This is a genomic window from Pseudoduganella sp. UC29_71, from assembly GCF_042693265.1.
Taxonomy (GTDB): Bacteria; Pseudomonadota; Gammaproteobacteria; order Burkholderiales; family Burkholderiaceae_D; genus Rugamonas.
Genome location: NZ_CP170549.1, coordinates 6,091,285 through 6,105,903 on the forward strand (window position 1 = coordinate 6,091,285; position 14,619 = coordinate 6,105,903).

At 67.7% G+C, this 14,619-nt stretch carries 13 protein-coding genes; 12 read left to right on the plus strand and 1 reads right to left on the minus strand.

The features are described 5' to 3' along the window. Nucleotides 1-3: 3 nt before the first annotated feature. From ACFJI2_RS27210 to gabD, 12 genes are all read left to right on the plus strand, one after another. Nucleotides 4-2,577, plus strand: coding sequence for a TonB-dependent receptor (locus ACFJI2_RS27210; RefSeq protein WP_377702663.1), 2,574 nt, complete (start codon nucleotides 4-6; stop codon nucleotides 2,575-2,577). Nucleotides 2,578-2,725: 148 nt separating this feature from the next. Next, the gene (gene dgoD / locus ACFJI2_RS27215; protein WP_107869634.1) at nucleotides 2,726-3,874 is read left to right on the plus strand and encodes a galactonate dehydratase; all 1,149 of its coding nucleotides are present in this window, start codon (nucleotides 2,726-2,728) and stop codon (nucleotides 3,872-3,874) included. Beyond that, complete coding sequence (locus ACFJI2_RS27220) at nucleotides 3,868-4,857, plus strand: 2-dehydro-3-deoxygalactonokinase (protein WP_377702664.1); 990 nt, start codon at nucleotides 3,868-3,870, stop codon at nucleotides 4,855-4,857. Before dgoD ends, ACFJI2_RS27220 begins: the two co-directional genes overlap by 7 nt. Further along, nucleotides 4,854-5,480: a 2-dehydro-3-deoxy-6-phosphogalactonate aldolase gene (locus tag ACFJI2_RS27225; protein WP_377702665.1), complete on the plus strand. Its 627-nt coding sequence runs from the start codon at nucleotides 4,854-4,856 to the stop codon at nucleotides 5,478-5,480. Before ACFJI2_RS27220 ends, ACFJI2_RS27225 begins: the two co-directional genes overlap by 4 nt. After that, nucleotides 5,468-6,421, plus strand: a complete 954-nt coding sequence (locus tag ACFJI2_RS27230; protein WP_377702666.1) for an SMP-30/gluconolactonase/LRE family protein — start codon at nucleotides 5,468-5,470, stop codon at nucleotides 6,419-6,421. The genes ACFJI2_RS27225 and ACFJI2_RS27230 overlap by 13 nt, the downstream gene beginning before the upstream one ends. 25 nt (nucleotides 6,422-6,446) lie before the next feature. Further along, nucleotides 6,447-7,427 carry an arabinose ABC transporter substrate-binding protein gene (locus ACFJI2_RS27235; protein ID WP_107869638.1) on the plus strand — a complete coding sequence of 327 codons (981 nt, stop codon included), beginning with the start codon at nucleotides 6,447-6,449 and terminating at the stop codon, nucleotides 7,425-7,427. Nucleotide 7,428: 1 nt separating this feature from the next. Continuing rightward, a complete protein-coding gene (araG, locus tag ACFJI2_RS27240; RefSeq protein ID WP_377702667.1) occupies nucleotides 7,429-8,976 on the plus strand; it encodes an L-arabinose ABC transporter ATP-binding protein AraG in 1,548 nt (515 codons plus the stop codon). Next, nucleotides 8,973-10,040: an L-arabinose ABC transporter permease AraH gene (gene araH, locus ACFJI2_RS27245; protein ID WP_377702668.1), complete on the plus strand. Its 1,068-nt coding sequence runs from the start codon at nucleotides 8,973-8,975 to the stop codon at nucleotides 10,038-10,040. The genes araG and araH overlap by 4 nt, the downstream gene beginning before the upstream one ends. A 9-nt stretch (nucleotides 10,041-10,049) precedes the next feature. Then, entirely contained in the window at nucleotides 10,050-10,823 is a 774-nt protein-coding gene (locus tag ACFJI2_RS27250) for an SDR family oxidoreductase (RefSeq protein WP_377702669.1), read from the plus strand. A 25-nt stretch (nucleotides 10,824-10,848) separates the two neighbouring features. Next, nucleotides 10,849-11,802 (plus strand): LysR substrate-binding domain-containing protein, encoded by a 954-nt coding sequence (locus ACFJI2_RS27255; protein WP_107869642.1) that lies wholly within the window; start codon nucleotides 10,849-10,851, stop codon nucleotides 11,800-11,802. Nucleotides 11,803-11,863: 61 nt separating this feature from the next. Further along, nucleotides 11,864-12,670 (plus strand): PPK2 family polyphosphate kinase, encoded by an 807-nt coding sequence (locus ACFJI2_RS27260; RefSeq protein WP_377702670.1) that lies wholly within the window; start codon nucleotides 11,864-11,866, stop codon nucleotides 12,668-12,670. A 74-nt stretch (nucleotides 12,671-12,744) separates the two neighbouring features. After that, nucleotides 12,745-14,196 carry an NADP-dependent succinate-semialdehyde dehydrogenase gene (gene gabD / locus ACFJI2_RS27265; protein ID WP_377702671.1) on the plus strand — a complete coding sequence of 484 codons (1,452 nt, stop codon included), beginning with the start codon at nucleotides 12,745-12,747 and terminating at the stop codon, nucleotides 14,194-14,196. On the opposite strand, the gene ACFJI2_RS27270 is transcribed toward gabD, so the two are convergent. Further along, on the minus strand, nucleotides 14,193-14,618 hold the full coding sequence (locus ACFJI2_RS27270; protein ID WP_377702672.1) for a hypothetical protein: 426 nt from the start codon (nucleotides 14,616-14,618) through the stop codon (nucleotides 14,193-14,195). The two genes, gabD and ACFJI2_RS27270, sit on opposite strands and share 4 nt — an antisense overlap. Nucleotide 14,619 lies beyond the last annotated feature (1 nt).

Here is a 14,619-nt window from a genome sequence, read left to right on the forward strand (position 1 = left end):
CACATGAAACAAAAGAAGCTCAGCTGGCTGATCGCCAGTCTGTTCACGATGCCGCTCGCCTGTACCGAAGCGGGAGCGCAGTCGCAGCAAGCGGCTGAACCGGTCCAGCAAGTCACCGTTTCCGGTATCCGCAGCTCGGTGCGCAACGCGCTGGCTGTCAAGGAAGCGTCCAACAGCATGGTGGAAGTCATCGCCTCCGAGGACATCGGCAAGCTGCCGGACACCACCATCGCCGAATCGCTGGCGCGCCTGCCCGGCCTGTCTTCCGGCCTGGACCGTGGCAACGCCAGCCAGATCGTGGCGCGCGGCCTTGGCCCGCGCTTCATCGGCGCCACGCTGAACGGCCGTGAACTGGCCTCGTCCGAACCGGCGCGCGCGGTGCGCTTCGAGCAGTTCCCGTCCGAGTCGCTGAGCGGCGCCACTGTCTACAAGACGCAGTCCGCCGAACTGGTGGAGGGCGGCGTAGCCACCACCATCGACCTGCAGACCGTGCAGCCGCTGAAGTACAACGGCCGCCAGGCCACGCTGCGCGCCGACGCGCTGTACTATCCGATTGCCACGGATGTTCCGGGTGCGGACAAGACCGCGCCGCGCGTGGGCGGCGTGTATATCGACCAGTTCAACGACCGCACGCTGGGCGTGGCGCTGGCCTTCAGCTACCAGGACCAGCCTTCGGTGCAGAAGAACATCAAGCACTGGGGCTTCAATGAAGACCATTCCGGCGACCTGAATGGCGACGGCAAAGTGGACAAGTCCCCATGGGGCTTCGAAGACGGCATCAAGCGCGGCAACGACAAGCGCTCCAGCGTGCTGGGCAAGGTGGAATTCAAGGCCAGCCCGGACGCCTTCATTACCGCCGACGCCTACTATTCGCAGGCGAAGATCCGTGAACCGGGCCTGTCGCACTGGAGCGGCGACGTGGGCAACTGGGACGGCTGGCAGAAGGCCAACTACAGCAACGTGGATATCCGCGACGGCTACGTGGTCGGCGCCAGCGTGAAGGACGTGGGCCTGACCACCAACGACACCCTGTGGACGCAGGACATGGACACGCTGGCCCTGGGCCTGAACGGCAAATTCAACGCCGGCGCCTGGAAGCTGGAGGGCGACCTGTCCAGCTCGCGCTCCGGCCGCGACAGCCAATGGCGTGACCTGCGCCAGGTGAGCAAGGGCACGGGCACCGTCAGCTGGGCCTTCACCGGCAACGAGCGCCAGGACTATTCCTTCGGCCAGGACACCGGCAACCCGGCCGCCTTCGGCCCCGCCACACTGTACGTCGATACCGACGGCCACCTGAACGACAAGCTCACCGCGCTGCACCTGAACGCCTCGCGCGACGTGGAAGCCGGGCCGCTCAAGCGCGTCAAGTTCGGCGCGCGCGCCACGGACCGCGAAAAGAGCTATGGCCAGACCACCTGGAACCTGTCGCCCACGGGCGGCGCCACCATCGCCGATGCGGACTACGAGCGCGTGGTGGTGAATGGCTTTGCGCCCTACATCGCGCTGAAGGACTTCCTGGGCACCACCAGCAAGGTGTTCGGCGCCAGCGCCTTCGATCCGGCCGGCCGCCCGCAGACGCAGAATGACCTGCTGTCCGGCTGGAAGGTCACCGAGCGCAGCACCTCGCTGTACGGCCAGGCCGAGCTGGAAGGCGAGAACTACCGCGGCAACGTGGGCCTGCGCGTGGTGCGCACGCGCCAGACCGGTGAAGGCATGCAGTCGCTGAACGGCGCCGCGCCGACCGCCGTCAGCGAAAGCAGCAGCTACACCGAGTTCCTGCCCAGCCTGAACCTGGTCTTCAACCTGGACGAGAAGCAGGAGCGCCAGGTGCGCTTCAGCCTGGCCCGCGCCATGTCGCGCGCGCCGCTGGATGAGATGCGCGGCTCGCGCAACCTGAACGTGGACTCGAATCCTGCCCAGCCGCTCACCGGCAGCGCCGGCAATCCCGGCCTGAAGCCGATGATGGCCAACCAGGCCGACCTGGCCTACCAGTGGTACTTCGACAAGGGTTCGCTGCTGTCCGCAGGCCTGTTCTACAAGAAGATCAGCCGCTACATCGGCATCACCGGCGACACCACCACCATCAATGGCCGCAGCGCCGTCATCACGCGTTCGGTGAACGGGGAGGGCGGCAATGTGCGTGGCCTGGAGCTGATCTACCAGCAGTCCTTCGCCAACGGTTTCGGCATCTCGAGCAATTACTCTTACACCAGCAGCGACATCAAGGAGAACTTCCCGGCTGGCCATCCTTTCCCGATCGAGGGGCTGATGCGGCATAACGGCGGCGCGACACTGTGGTACGAGCGCGGCGGCTACGAGGCGCGCCTGTCGGCCAATTATCACAGCGCGTTTGTCCGCAACCCGACCTGGAGCGCGGGACAGCTGATCGAGAACGGGGATGAAACCTTTGTGTCCATGAACCTGGCCAAACAGCTCACGCCGCAGCTGCAACTGCGCTTCGGCATCGAGAACCTGACTAACCAGAAGGTGGTTTATACCAGCGCCAACAATCCTTACCAGCAGGAGGTGACGGAATTCGGCAGGCGCTATAACCTGGGCCTGACCTATAAGTTCTGACGCTGGCGGCGGGTTACGCGCTTGGCGCTAACCCGCCCTACGGTGGATGGCCAGATATGCCAAATCGGCATAGGTTCGCGCAAACATAGCATATTTCCGCATTAGGTAGCCGCGCTAGACTGGCATCAAACCATCACCTTTGACTGCCATGAAAATTACCAAGCTGACTACCTACCGTATTCCACCGCGCTGGATGCTGCTCAAGATCGAAACCGATGAGGGCATCGTCGGCTGGGGCGAACCTGTCATCGAAGGCAAGGCGCGCACCGTTGAAACGGCGGTGCAGGAATACGCGCAATACCTGATCGGGCAGGACCCGCGCCGCATCAACGACCTGTGGCAGGTCATGTACCGCGGCGGTTTCTACCGCGGCGGGGCCATCCTGATGAGCGCCATGGCCGGCATTGACCAGGCGCTGTGGGACATCAAGGGCAAGGCCCTGGGCGTGCCCGTGTACGAACTGCTGGGCGGCCTGGTGCGCGACCGCATGAAGACCTATAGCTGGGTGGGCGGCGACCGCCCGTCCGACGTGATCGAAGGCATCCGCAAGCTGCGCGAAGCCGGCTTCGACACTTTCAAGATGAATGGCACCGAGGAATTCGGCATCATCGACAGCGCCGCCGCCGTGGACGCGGCAGTGGGCCGCATCGCCGAGATCCGCAGCGCCTTCGGCAACGAGATCGAGTTCGGCATCGACTTCCACGGCCGCGTGGCCGCGCCGATGGCCAAGGTGCTGCTGCGCGCGCTGGAGCCTTACCGTCCGCTGTTCGTGGAAGAGCCGGTGCTGGCCGAGCAGGCCGAGTACTATCCGCGCCTGGCCGAATCGACCTCGATTCCGCTGGCGGCCGGCGAGCGCATGTACTCGCGCTTCGAGTTCAAGAACGTGTTCCATGCCGGCGGCCTGTCCATCGTGCAGCCGGACCTGTCGCACGCCGGCGGCATCACCGAGTGCGTGAAGATCGCCGCCATGGCCGAAGCCTACGACATCGCGCTGGCGCCGCACTGCCCGCTCGGCCCGGTGGCGCTGGCGGCCTGCCTGCAAGTGGACTTCGTGTCGCACAACGCCGTGCTGCAGGAGCAGAGCATGGGCATCCACTACAACAAGGGCGGCGAAGTGCTGGACTACGTCACCAACAAGGAAGACTTCCACCTCGAAAACGGCTACATCAAGCCGCTGCCGAAGCCGGGCCTGGGCGTGGAAGTGGACGAGGAGCGCGTGATCGAAGCCAGCAAGAACGCTCCTGACTGGGCCAATCCGCTGTGGCGCCACTTCGACGGGAGCGTGGCGGAATGGTAAGCACCGCCGACAATGCCGCCGCGCTGGCGGCAGCGCGCCTGATCGGCATCGACTGGGGCAGCACCGGCTTGCGCGCCTTCCTGGTCGGCGCCGACGGGCTGGCGCTGGTGGAGCGCGCCACGGCGCAGGGCGCGTCCACCGTGTCCGGTGCGGATGCGTATGCGGCAGTGCTGGACGAAGCGGCTGGCGACTGGATGCGCGCCCGGCCGGAACTGCCGGTGCTGGCCTGCGGCATGGTCGGCAGTCAGTACGGCTGGGTGGACGTGCCCTACGCCGCCTGCCCGGCTGACGCGCACGCGCTGGCAGCCGGCATGCGCAGCACGCCGGACGGCAAGGCCCGCATCATTCCCGGCCTGCTGAAGGACGAAGGCGGCTTGCCGCCGGACCTGATGCGCGGCGAGGAAACCCAGATCGTCGGCGCGCTGCAGCTGCGCCCGGAATTGCGCGAACAGGCTTGCATCGTGCTGCCCGGCACGCACTCGAAATGGGCGCAGGTGCGCGGCGGCCGCGTGGAGCGCTTCGCCACCCACATGACGGGCGAGCTGTACGCCGTGCTGCGCCAGCATTCGGTGCTGGGGCGCCTGATGCAGGACGCGAAAGACGGCAGCGGCTCCGACGAAGCAGCCTTCTGCGAAGGTGTGGAAATGGCGCGCGACGCCGGCCACCTCGGCATGAGCCACCAGATTTTCTCCGCCCGCAGCCTGGGCGTCACCGGCCGCATGCCTGCTGGCGCGCTGGCTGACTATCTATCCGGCCTGTTGATCGGCCACGAACTGCGCGCCGGCCTCGAATGGCGTGCGGACGCAAACCTGGACCACGCGCCGCTGGCGCTGGTCGGCAGCCCGGCGCTGTGCGCGCGCTACCAGCTGGCGCTTCGGCGCTACAGCGGCGTGCAGGCGCTGGTATTGGACAACACCGCGCCTGCGGGACTGCTATGCCTGGCGCAAGCCGCCGGTGTGGTGGCTAAGGAGAATGCAGCATGACCCCATCTTTGTTCGACAGCGCTTTCGAAGCGCTCCCCCTGGTTGCCATCCTGCGCGGCCTGCGCCCGCAGGAAGCCGAAGCCGTGGGCGCCGTTTTGTATGACGCGGGTTTCCGCATGATCGAAGTGCCGCTCAATTCGCCGCAGCCGCTCGAATCCATCGCGCTGCTGTCGCGCAGCCTGCCGGCCGACGCGCTGCTGGGCGCCGGCACGGTGCTGAGCGTGCAGGCGGTGCAGGACGTGAAAAGCGCCGGCGGCAAGCTGATCGTGATGCCGCACGCGGACACGGAAGTCATCCGCGCCGCCAAGGCGGCCGGCATGTACTGCGTGCCCGGCGCGGCCACCCCGACCGAAGCGTTCGCCGCTGTGCATGCGGGCGCGGACGCGGTCAAGCTGTTCCCGGCCGAGCTGATTACGCCGACGCTGGTGCGCGCCATGCGCGCCGTGCTGCCGCCCGCGCTGCGCCTGCTGCCGGTGGGCGGCATTACGCCGGAAGGCATGGCGGCCTACCGCGCGGCCGGCGTGGCGGGCTTTGGCCTGGGCGGCGCGCTGTACCAGCCCGGCCTGAGCGTGGACGAAGTCGGCGAGCGTGCCCGCGCCTTTGTCCGCGCATGGCGTGGCTGATGGACGGCGCGGCGCGCCAGGACGCAGCGGCCGGCGTGGCGAAGGCCGTCGCGCCTGACGCCCACGTGGCCGGCTTGCGCTGGCACGCGGACCGCTGGTGGTGGACCGACCCGGAGGGCGCCGCCCTGTACTTGTGGGCGCCCGGCCGCGACGCCGGCGCTCCCGTAGCGGGCACTGTTCCGCTGCGCAGCCGGATGCCGGATTCGGTCACGGCCTTTGCATTCTGCCGCTCCGGCCGGGTGCTGCTGGCGCAAGCCAAGTGGCTGTGCTTCGCCGACCTGGCCGCGCCGCCGCTGGAAGGCCTGGGACGGCGTCCGCCGCACCCTGCCGTGGCGGTGGACCCGGCCGAGCCGCGCACCGCCATCAGCGACGGCAGCACCGACCGGGCCGGCAATTTCGTATTCGGCACCGCGGCCAGCAACGCCCAGGGCGGCATCGCCATCGGCAGTTTTTACCAGTATTCCCTCCAACACGGCCTGCGCCGCCTGGCGCTGCCAACCGTCTCCGCCGCACACGGCATCTGTTTCAGCCCGGACGGGCGCACCATGTATTTCAACGACGCGGCCAGCCGCCGCATCCACCAGTGCGACTACGACGCCGCCGCTGCGCGCGTGGCCAATGTGCGCCCGTTCGCCGAGCTGGCGGATGGCCAGCCGCGCGGCGCCGTGGTCGATAGCGCCGGCTGCGTGTGGAGCGCGCAAACCGGCGGCCATGGCAGCAGCGGCGGCAGCAGCGGCAGCGCCGGCCGCCTGGTGCAGTACGCGCCGGACGGTAGCGCATTGCGCAGCACGCCCGCGCCTGCGCTGCATCCCGTCCGTCCGGCATTCGGCGGACCCGAATTGAAGCAGCTGCTGGTGGGCGCCACCGGCGGCATGCATTTGATGGATGGCGGGGGCGCATGCGGCCTGCCCGACGCCTTGTTTGACGACAAAAGAACATAAAGAACACAACTCACTGGAGACACGCATGAAAATCAAATTACTCGCCGCAGCGCTGACGGCCACCCTGGCCACCGCCGCCTTCATGGCCCACGCGGCCGACCCGGTCAAGATCGGCTTCCTGGTCAAGCAGGCCGAGGAACCGTGGTTCCAGGACGAATGGCGCTTCGCCGAGCAGGCCGCCAAGGAGAAGGGCTTCACGCTGGTGAAAATCGGCGTGCCGAACGGCGAGAAAATGATGGCCGCGATCGACAACCTGGCCGCGCAGAAGGCGCAGGGCTTCGTCATCTGCGCGCCGGACGTGAAACTGGGCGCGGCCGTGGAACGCCAGGCCAAGCGCCAGAACCTGAAAGTGATGTCGGTGGACGACCGCCTGGTGGACGGCGCCGGCAAGCCCATCGCCAGCATTCCGCACATGGGCATTTCCGGCTACGAGATCGGCCGCCAGGTGGGTAAAGGCCTGGCCGAGGAAATGAAGGCGCGCGGCTGGAAGCCGGAGGAAGTGGGCGCGCTGCGTATCGCCTACGACCAGCTGCCAACCGCCAAGGAGCGCACCCAGGGCGCGGTGGACGCGCTCAAGGAAGCGGGCTTCCCGGCCGCGAACATTGTCGATGCGCCGCAGTCGCGCACCGATACCGAAAGCGCCTTCAACGCCGCCAATATCGCGCTCACCAAGCAGGCCCGCTTCAAGCGCTGGGTGGCCTTCGGCCTGAACGACGAGGCGGTGCTGGGCGCGGTGCGCGCCGCCGAGGGACGCGGCCTGCGCGCCGACTCCATGATCGGCATCGGCATCGGCGGCAGCAAGACCGCGCTGAACGAATTCGCCAAGCCTGCCGCCACCGGCTTCTACGGCACCGTGCAGATCAGCCCCAAGCGCCACGGCTACGAAACCTCGCTGCTGATGCACCAGTGGATCACCGCCAACCAGGCGCCGCCCGCCGTCACCCTCACCAGCGGCAACCTGATGACGCGCAAGAATCAGGCCGAGCTGGTGAAAGCCGGAGGCTAACGTGTCTGCGTACCTGCAATTCGAAGACGTCAGCAAAGTCTTCCCCGGCGTGAAAGCGCTCAACGGCGTGAGCTTCGAAGCGCACGCCGGCACGGTGCACGGCCTGCTGGGCGAGAACGGCGCCGGCAAGTCCACGCTGCTGAAAATCCTCGGCGGCCAGTACAAGCCGGACGGCGGCCGCCTGATGGTGGCCGGCAAGGAGCGCCACTTCACGTCGGCGGCGGACGCCATCGCCGCCGGCGTGGCCGTGATCCACCAGGAGCTGCAGTACGTGCCCGAGCTGACGGTGGCCGAGAACGTGCTGCTGGGCCGCCTGCCGACCCGCTTCGGCTTCGTGGACCACAAGGCGGCGCAGCAGCTGGTGACGCGCCGCCTGGCCGAACTGGGCGTGGACCTCGATCCGGCTGCGCGCCTGGCCGACCTGTCCATCGCGCAGCGCCAGATGGTGGAAATCTGCAAGGCCCTGATGCAGGACGCGCAGGTGATTGCCTTCGACGAGCCGACCAGCAGCCTGTCGCACCGCGAAAGCGAAGTGCTGTTCCGCCTGGTGCGCGAGCTGCGCGCGGACGGCCGCACCATCATCTACATCTCGCACCGCCTGGAGGAACTGTACGCGCTGTGCGATACCTGCACCATCTTCCGCGACGGCCGCAAGATCGTCACCCATCCGGTAATGGAAGACGTGCCGCGCGAGCGCCTGATCGCCGATATGGTGGGCCGCCAGGTGAACGACATCTACGACTACCGCACCCGCCCGGCCACCGGCGAACGCCTGTCGGTGCGCGGCCTGGACGGCGCGGCGCTGGCTGGCCCGGCCGACTTCAGCGTGCGCGGCGGCGAAGTGCTGGGCTTCTTCGGCCTGGTGGGCGCCGGCCGCAGCGAGTTGATGCGCCTCCTGTACGGCGCCGACCGCCGCAGCGCCGGCCAGGTGCTGCTGGACGGGAAAGTTGTTTCGGCCAGCGGGCCTTCCGCCGCCATCGCGGCCGGCATCGTGCTGTGCCCGGAGGACCGCAAGGAGCAGGGCATCCTGGCGCGCGCCTCGGTGGCCGAGAACATCAACATCAGCTGCCGCCGCAACAGCCTGCTGGGCGGGCTGTTCCTGCGCCACAAGGAGGAAGCGGCGCGCGCCGACGATTTCATCCGCCGCCTGCGCATCAAGACCCCGAGCCGCGAGCAGGAAATCCGCCTGCTCTCCGGCGGCAACCAGCAGAAGGTCATCCTGGCGCGCTGGCTTGCGGAGCCCGAGCTGAAAGTGCTGATCCTGGACGAGCCCACGCGCGGCATCGACGTCGGCGCGCGCAACGAGATCTACCGCATCATCCATGAAGTGGCCGAGCGCGGCTGCTGCGTCATCGTCATCTCCAGCGACTTGCCGGAGGTGCTGGGCGTGGCCGACCGCGTGCTGGTGATGCGCGAAGGCCGCATCAGCGGCGAACTGTCCCGCGCCGAAGCCAGCGAAACCGCCGTGCTGCGCCTGGCGCTGCCGGACGGCGCCGCCGCGGCGCCCGCCACTACGACCGACAACACCCCATCCCGGAGTTTGCAATGAACAGCCTCAGTTCCACCCCATCCGCCGCGCCGGACGCAGCAGCGTCCGCAGCCGCCCCGTCGTCCGCCCCATCGTCCACGCCCGCCGCCGCAGCAGCACCGGCGCCCGCAGCCAGCCACCGCAAGCACGCCTGGCTGGCCGACTACAGCATGCCGTTGCTGTACATCGCCCTGTTCACCGTGCTGTCGCTGACGGTTGAAAACTTCTTCTCGGCCGGGAACGTGGTCGGCCTGATGCTGTCGGTGGCGCAGATTGGCATGGTGGCTTGCACCATGATGCTGTGCCTGGCCTCGCGCGACTTCGACCTGTCGGTCGGTTCCACCATCGCTTTCTCCGGCGTGCTGGGCGCCATGCTGCTGGAACGCACAGGCAGCGTGGTCATCGCCGTCGGCGGCGGCCTGCTGGCGGGCGCCCTGATCGGCGCCGGCAACGGCGTGCTGATCGCCTACCTGCGCATCAACGCGCTGATCGCCACGCTGGCCACCATGCTGATGGTGCGCGGCCTGGCCTTCATCGCCTCGCAGGGCCAGGCGGTGGGCATCGCCAACGACGCCTTCATCAGCTTCGGCGACGCGCGCGTGTTCGGCCTGCCGCTGCCGGTGCTGGTGGTGGCGGCCTGCTTCGTGATCTTCGGCGTGCTGCTGAATCACACTGTCTTCGGCCGCAATACGCTGGCCGTGGGCGGCAATCCGGAAGCGGCCCGCCTGGCCGGCGTGAAAGTGGAGCAGCTGCGCGTGTGGATCTTCCTGCTGCAAGGCCTGGTCACCGCGATGGCGGGCCTGATCCTGGCATCGCGCATCACCAGCGGCCAGCCGAATGCGGCGCAGGGCTTTGAGCTGGACGTGATCTCGGCCTGCGTGCTGGGCGGCGTGTCGCTGCAAGGCGGCAAGGCGCGCATCATCGGCGTGCTGGTGGGCGTGCTGATCATGGGCACCGTGGAAAACGTGATGAACCTGATGAACGTGGACGCCTTCTACCAGTACCTGGTGCGCGGCCTGATCCTGCTGGCCGCCGTACTGCTGGACCAGCTCAAGACGCGCGGCGCCGGCGGCCACCGCGACTAAGCCGCAGCCATGACAGCCCGTCTGCAGGACAAAGTCGCCATCGTCACCGGCTCCACGCTGGGCATAGGCGCGGCGGTGGCGCGCCTGTTCGCGGAGGAGGGCGCGCTGATGGTGCTGAACAGCCACCGCGACGACGAAGCCGCCGCCGCCATGCGCGCTCAGCTGGACCCGGCGCGCACGCTGTTCGTGCAGGGCGACGTCTCTGACAAGGCTGCCATGCAGGCGCTGGCCCGGCAGGCGGTGGAGCGTTTCGGCCGCATCGACATTGTCGTGAACAACGCCGGCATGAATATGTTCACCGATCCGCTGGAAATGACGGACGACCAGTGGCAGCGCTGCTTCGCGGTGGACCTGGAAGGCGCCTGGAACGTCACGCGCGCGGCGCTGCCGCACATGCTGGCGCAGGGGGCGGGCAGCGTGGTCAACATCGCCTCCGTGCACGGCCACAAGATCATTCCCGGTTCCTTCCCCTACCCGGTGGCCAAGCATGCGCTGATCGGCCTGACCCGCTCGCTGGGCATCGAATACGCGGCGCGCGGCATCCGCGTGAACTCGATTTCCCCCGGCTTGATCATGACCGAGAACGTGCAGGCCTGGCTGGACGCTTGCCCGGACCCGGAAGCCGAACGCGCCCGCCAGGCGGCGCTGCTGCCGCCGCGCCGCATCGGCGAGCCGCGCGAAGTGGCCTATACGGCGCTGTTCCTGGCCAGCGACGAAGCACGATTTATCAACGCGGCGGACATCCTGATTGACGGTGGCAGGTCTCAGCTCTATCATGAATGACGACTTTTTGCCGCCATAGGCCTGCATGCCCGACCCACGATCCGACCGATTTGTCCGTTCACACCTGAAGACGCGCCACCTGGTTCTGCTGGTAGAACTGGGGCGGCACGGCTCCATCCTGCACGCCGCACAAGCCGCCAACCTGACGCAACCCGCCGCTTCCAAGCTGCTGGGCGAGCTTGAACACGCCCTGAACGTGCAGCTGTTCGAGCGCCTGCCGCGCGGCGTGGTGCCGACCTGGTACGGCGAAGTGATGATACGGCGCGCCAGCGCGGCCCTGGCGGAGATGGACGCGGCGCACCAGGAAGTGATGGAACTGCTGTCCGGCCTGAGCGGCCGCGTGGCGCTGGGCACCGTGCTGACGCCGTCGGCAGGGCTGGTGACGGACGCCGTGAAATTGATCAAGAGCCGCAATGCGCGCCTGCAGGTGGCTATCACCGTCGATACCAGCAAGGTGCTGGCCGAACGCCTGCGCGCGGGCGAACTGGATCTGGTGATCGGCCGCATTTTGGACACGGCGCTCACGGCCGAACTGCATTTCGAACCGCTGACGGACGAACCGCACAGCGTGATCGCCGGCGCCGGCCACCCGCTGGCCGGCCGCGCCGACCTGCAGCTGGCCGACTTGTCGCGCGAAGGCTGGGTACTGCCGCCTGCCGGCAGCATCCTGCGCGACCGCCTCACCGCGCTGTTCCTGTCGCAAGGCCTCGAGCCGCCGTCGGAAACCGTGGAGACGCTGGCGCTGCCGGTGGTGACCAACCTGCTCAGTGGCAGCCGCATGGTGGCGGCCCTGCCGGAGGAGCTGGTGCGGCCCTACCTGGACGCCGGCCAGCTGGTGGTGCTGCCCTACGACCTGGGCCTGCGCATGGACTTGTACGGCATCGTCACGCGCCGCCAGCACCAGCTGTCGCCGGGCGCCGAGGCCATGCTGGCCACGCTGCGCGAGGTGGCCGCCACGCGCTATCCGGCGCGTTCCTGAGCGCCGATCTGCTAGGCTGAGGGCTTTTGCATCGTGAGGCCACGCCGTGAAAGCCCATGCCATGAAAGCACGTTCCCTGTTCCGCTTTTCCCCCGACGCCAGGCTGCGCGACGCCGACGCGGCGCGCAAACCCCTCGGCAATGGCGCCAAGTCGGACGACAAGGAAGCCGCGCAGCGCCTGCTCGAACGCGTGGCCGCGCTGCAGCCCATGCTGCACGCGCAGGGCAAGCACAGGGTGCTGCTGGTGTTGCAGGGCATGGACACCTCCGGCAAGGACGGCGCCATCCGCAGCCTGTTCAACGCCATCAATCCGGTCGGCCTGCGCGCGGTGTCGTTCAAGGCGCCCACTGAAATCGAACTGGCCCACGACTTCCTGTGGCGCGTGCACCGGCAGACGCCCGCCAAAGGAGAGCTGGTGGTGTTCAACCGCAGCCACTATGAGGACGTGCTGATCACCCGCGTGCTGGGCATGATAGACGCCAGGGAATGCAAGCGCCGCTACGCCCATATCCGCGACTTCGAACGCATGCTGGCCGAGAGCGGCACCACCATCATCAAGGTCTTCCTGCACATTTCCAAGGACGAGCAGCGCGAACGCCTGCAGGACCGCCTGGACGACCCGGAGAAGCAGTGGAAGCTGGACCCGGCCGACTTCGAGCAGCGCAAGAAATGGCCCGCCTTCCAGCGCGCCTACGGGGAAGCCCTGCGCGAGACCGACGCCGACCACGCGCCCTGGTACGTGGTGCCGGCCGACTCCAAGGCGCACCGCAACCTGGCCATCGCCTCGCTGCTGCTGGAAACGCTGGAAGAGCTGAGACTGAGCTGGCCCAAGCCCGATCCCGAGCTGCTCAAGCTCAAATTCAAATAATCGGGCGCCTCCTGCACGCGTGCGGGCGATGTGGCATAGTAGTCAATGATATTCACTATGCACGGAGACCCGCTATGCAATTGAAAGATCCTACCCTGCTGCGCCAGCAAGCCTATATCAACGGCGAGTGGACCGATGCGGACAGCGGCAAGACCCATGCCGTGTTCAACCCCGCAACGGGCGAGCAGATCGGCACCATGCCCGATTGCGGCGCCGCTGAAACGCGCCGCGCCATCGAGGCCGCCAACGCAGCCTGGCCCGCCTGGCGCAAGAAGACCGCCAAGGAGCGCGCCGCCGTGCTGCGCAAGTGGGCCGACCTGATCGTGGAAAACGTGGACGATCTGGCGCTGCTGATGACCACCGAGCAGGGCAAGCCGCTGGCCGAGTCCAAGGGCGAGGTGATCTTTGGCGCTTCCTTCATCGAATGGTTCGCGGAAGAGGGCAAGCGCGTCGCTGGTGACACGCTGGCTTCGCCATGGCCGGACCGGCGCCTGATCGTGACCAAGGAGCCGATCGGCGTGTGCGCCGCCATCACGCCGTGGAATTTCCCGACAGCAATGATAACCCGCAAGGCCGGCCCGGCGCTGGCGGCCGGCTGCCCCATGGTGCTGAAGCCGGCCGAAGCGACGCCGTTCTCGGCGCTGGCGCTGGCCGTGCTGGCCGAGCGCGCCGGCGTGCCGGCTGGCGTGTTCAGCGTGGTGACCGGTTCGCCGAGGGAAATCGGCGGCGAAATGACCAGCAACCCCATCGTGCGCAAGCTGACCTTCACCGGCTCCACCGGCGTGGGCCGCCTGTTGATGGAGCAGTGCGCGCCCACCATCAAGAAGCTGTCGCTGGAGCTGGGCGGCAACGCGCCCTTCATCGTGTTCGACGACGCCGACCTGGACGCGGCCGTGGAGGGCGCCATCGCGTCCAAGTACCGCAATGCGGGCCAGACCTGCGTGTGCGCCAACCGCATCTACGTGCAGGACGGCGTGTACGAGGCCTTTGCCGAGAAGTTCGTGGCGGCTGTGTCGAAGCTGAAAGTGGGCAACGGCACCGAACCGGGCGTGACGCAGGGGCCGCTGATCGACGGCAAGGCCGTGCAGAAGGTGGAGGAGCACGTGGCGGACGCGCTGGCCAAGGGCGGCCGGCTGCTGCTGGGCGGCAAGCGCCATGCGCTGGGCCACAGCTTCTTCGAGCCGACCGTGATCGCCGACGTGACGCCGGCCATGCGCGTGTCCGAAGAGGAAACCTTCGGCCCGCTGGCGCCGCTGTTCCGCTTCCATACCGACGACGAAGCCGTGGCGCTGGCCAACAGCACCGAGTTCGGCCTGGCCAGCTACTTCTATTCGCGCGACATCGGCCGCATCTGGCGCGTGGCGGAAGGCCTGGAATCCGGCATGGTGGGCGTGAACACGGGCTTGATCTCCAATGAAATCGCCCCCTTCGGCGGCGTCAAGCAGTCCGGCCTGGGCCGCGAAGGGTCGATTTACGGCATGGAAGACTACCTCGTCATCAAGTACATCTGCCTGGGCGGCATTTAAGCGCCCGGCGCCGGCGGCTGCAGCAGGAGCAGCAGCTGCCGGCTTAGCGTGTCGAAGTGCGCCCTGTCCTGCGTGCGCAGCGTGTGCAGGTAATCGGCGATTTGTTCGCCGCTCAGTTCCACCGGCGCCGGGCCGCGCCGCGCCAGCTTCAGGCGCTGGATGTCGGCGTTGGCCAGGCGCAGCTTGCCCAGCGCGCTTTTCTCGTCCGCCGGCACATCCTTCATCGTTTCCAGCAGCACTTCGGTGAGCCAGCCCAGCTGGCTGCCGTAGGAGGCGCGCTTGAACGCCGCTTCCTCGATCCGGCCGTCGCCGGCCGATGGCGGGATGGCGTTGAAAAAGCGGTCCAGCTCGATGTCCTGCTTGACGCTGCCGCTCCACGGCAGGAAATATTGCGGTGACCAATTCCAGAACAGGGGAAACATG

What these genes read in the sequence shown, in the direction of transcription:
- ACFJI2_RS27210 (WP_377702663.1), top strand. Translation starts at nt 4, where the DNA reads ATGAAACAAAAGAAGCTCAGCTGGCTGATCGCCAGTCTGTTCACGATG.
- dgoD (WP_107869634.1), top strand. Translation starts at nt 2,726, where the DNA reads ATGAAAATTACCAAGCTGACTACCTACCGTATTCCACCGCGCTGGATG.
- ACFJI2_RS27220 (WP_377702664.1), top strand. Translation starts at nt 3,868, where the DNA reads ATGGTAAGCACCGCCGACAATGCCGCCGCGCTGGCGGCAGCGCGCCTG.
- ACFJI2_RS27225 (WP_377702665.1), top strand. Translation starts at nt 4,854, where the DNA reads ATGACCCCATCTTTGTTCGACAGCGCTTTCGAAGCGCTCCCCCTGGTT.
- ACFJI2_RS27230 (WP_377702666.1), top strand. Translation starts at nt 5,468, where the DNA reads ATGGCGTGGCTGATGGACGGCGCGGCGCGCCAGGACGCAGCGGCCGGC.
- ACFJI2_RS27235 (WP_107869638.1), top strand. Translation starts at nt 6,447, where the DNA reads ATGAAAATCAAATTACTCGCCGCAGCGCTGACGGCCACCCTGGCCACC.
- araH (WP_377702668.1), top strand. Translation starts at nt 8,973, where the DNA reads ATGAACAGCCTCAGTTCCACCCCATCCGCCGCGCCGGACGCAGCAGCG.
- ACFJI2_RS27250 (WP_377702669.1), top strand. Translation starts at nt 10,050, where the DNA reads ATGACAGCCCGTCTGCAGGACAAAGTCGCCATCGTCACCGGCTCCACG.
- ACFJI2_RS27255 (WP_107869642.1), top strand. Translation starts at nt 10,849, where the DNA reads ATGCCCGACCCACGATCCGACCGATTTGTCCGTTCACACCTGAAGACG.
- ACFJI2_RS27260 (WP_377702670.1), top strand. Translation starts at nt 11,864, where the DNA reads ATGAAAGCACGTTCCCTGTTCCGCTTTTCCCCCGACGCCAGGCTGCGC.
- gabD (WP_377702671.1), top strand. Translation starts at nt 12,745, where the DNA reads ATGCAATTGAAAGATCCTACCCTGCTGCGCCAGCAAGCCTATATCAAC.
- ACFJI2_RS27270 (WP_377702672.1), bottom strand. Translation starts at nt 14,618, where the DNA reads ATGTTTCCCCTGTTCTGGAATTGGTCACCGCAATATTTCCTGCCGTGG.